Genomic DNA, 2,110 nt, shown 5'->3' on the forward strand with positions numbered 1-2,110 from the left:
TCGGTGGTCGGGTTCATGATGCGGGTGTAGATATTCCCGAACTCCTGCAACCCGAAGAGTCGCGCGGCATGCCCGGTATCGTTGAACGTGTACGAAGTGGTCTGGTAGATCGGAACGGCCCGGGCGTTGGTTCCCGGCGCCGGCTGCTGCCCGGCGTGGACCTGGAGGGTCTCGTATCTGAAATCTGTCATGGATGTCTCCCTGGATATATCTCAAGCGGTGATGGGTGCGAGGTGGACGTGACCGGAGTCGTGGCTCGACGCAAGTGCGGCGATGAGAACGCCGCGGATGGTGTGCGATGTCATGTTCCTCCGGGATCTCGTGCGCTCGTGAGCGCCTCGACCCGATGAACCGAACCGGAGACGTCTCATCGATCAGGCATTGGCACCTGTGCCGAACCGAAGTTCGTTGGTTGCCGCGGCTTCAACGGGCCTGTCCCTCCACCGCTCTGGATGAGCGCGTTGTCGCTCGGGGCAGTACACCAGGACCGGCGACGGCCGTCAAGACGGCGGGCACCGCCACCGTCCTTGTGGTCGACAGTCGGCGGTCGGCTATGCTGACTGCGCTGCTTCGGCGGCGACTCGCATCTCTCCCGTTGTACGACCCCGTGCCGGGCTGAACACGGCAGTCGATCCCGAGCACAGGAGACAGCCGCGGTGGCTGTCGCAGGAAAGAGAGAGAGTGGATGAACCTCTTCGTAGGGAACCTCCCATTCACAGTCACCCAGGCGGACCTCGAGACGCTGTTCGGCGAGGTCGGCGAAGTGACATCGGCGGCGGTCATCACAGACCGCGAGACCGGCCGCTCCCGCGGGTTCGGCTTCGTCGAGATGCCCGACGCGGCGGCAACCGAGGCGATCGAGCGCCTCAACGGTGCCGACTTCAAGGGTCGCAACATCACCGTCAATCAGGCGAGGCCGCGCGAGCGGCGCTGACGACCTGGCGTCCACGAGGGCGCGTCCGCACGAGTCCCCACCACTTGCTCCGGCTGCTGCGTAAGATCGGCGTTGCCGAGTCCGGCGCGTCGCCGGAGCGGGGGACCCATACCAATGGGGCGAATCCCGGTCGAGCGCTTCTGCGCCCGGCCCGGTAGGGCAACCTTCCTGCCCGAGCCCGTCAGCTGACCCCGCAGGCGTGAGGAGGGTGATCGCCGGGCGATCCGGCTCCTCTCGATGTGGCGGCTCGGCCGTTGCGCGGAGGTGATGACGTGGCGCCGTGGATGGTCGCAGGCGACGAGCTCGTCGTGCCTCGCGTGCTCCACACGAGAGGTGCAGCCAACGGAGGTCTCGCCAGGCTGCTCGCTCCGGAGCCGATCGAGGTCGCCGGGAACCTCCCGGAAGCCGTGGTCGAGGCGAAGGCCGACATCCTGGTCACCTCGCGGCTCAGCTCCTTCGACCTCGTGCCCGTGTGCGTCCCGATCGACTTCGACCACGAGGCGGTGGATCACGTGCTGGCGGCGGTCGGGACCGGACCGCACTCACGTTTCGCGGCGGATGTCGCCGTGCAGCTCGGAGCGGAGCTCGGCGTGAAGGTCGAGCTGGTGGCGGCCGCCCTCGACTCGGAAGCCGACGACGCCGAGAGGCGGCTCGTTCGACTCGCCGAGGATCGGCCGGGGACGTTGTGGAGGGTGGCGGCCACCTCCGACCCCGTCGCCATGCTCGAAGAGGCGCCGGACGGGACGCTCCTCGTGCTCGGTGCCCCCGGTGGCAACTGGTTCCAACGCCAGATGTTCGGCGCAGGCGCCAGGCTGCGGGCCAAGACGCCGGGCGGCTCGGTCGTCGTGCGCAACGCTCCGCGCCGCGTGTTCCACGTCGTCCGCGAACCGACGTTGTGGCTGTCGCCGCACATGAACGCCGCCGACGGCCCTCCGCTCATGGTGGACGAGATGGCCCCCGTCGTCGATGGGGGCGTGCTGGTCGGCGTGGTGAGCAGGGCCCGCCTCGCTGCCGACCCCTCGGGCATGATCGGGGACCACGTCATTCCGGCGCCGACGGTGCAGCTCATCGACAGCGTCGACGCCCTGGCAGACGTGGCCGCCTTCTTCGGAGACTCCCCCATCCCCATCGTCGACGACGACGGGCGCCTCGTGGGGGAGGCCCTCCGCTCCTGAG

The 2,110-nt window shown here is 68.5% G+C and carries 3 protein-coding genes and 2 riboswitches; of the genes, 2 read left to right on the plus strand and 1 reads right to left on the minus strand.

Annotated features, from left to right (window positions below; all coding sequences use genetic code 11):
* The coding region (locus VGC47_07020) for a PLP-dependent transferase (protein ID HEX9855047.1) at positions 1-191 on the minus strand (191 nt) is incomplete at its 3' end.
* A 173-nt stretch (positions 192-364) separates the two neighbouring features.
* A riboswitch (SAM riboswitch) is annotated at positions 365-459 on the minus strand.
* A 226-nt stretch (positions 460-685) separates the two neighbouring features.
* On the opposite strand from VGC47_07020, the gene VGC47_07025 reads away from it, so the two are divergent.
* Positions 686-934: an RNA-binding protein gene (locus tag VGC47_07025; GenBank protein ID HEX9855048.1), complete on the plus strand. Its 249-nt coding sequence runs from the start codon at positions 686-688 to the stop codon at positions 932-934.
* 63 nt (positions 935-997) lie between these two features.
* Positions 998-1,148, plus strand: a riboswitch (cyclic di-AMP (ydaO/yuaA leader).
* A 58-nt stretch (positions 1,149-1,206) separates the two neighbouring features.
* Complete coding sequence (locus VGC47_07030; GenBank protein HEX9855049.1) at positions 1,207-2,109, plus strand: hypothetical protein; 903 nt, start codon at positions 1,207-1,209, stop codon at positions 2,107-2,109.
* Position 2,110 lies beyond the last annotated feature (1 nt).

The organism is Acidimicrobiia bacterium, from assembly GCA_036396535.1.
Taxonomy (GTDB): domain Bacteria; phylum Actinomycetota; class Acidimicrobiia; order Spongiisociales; family UBA5794; genus DASWKR01.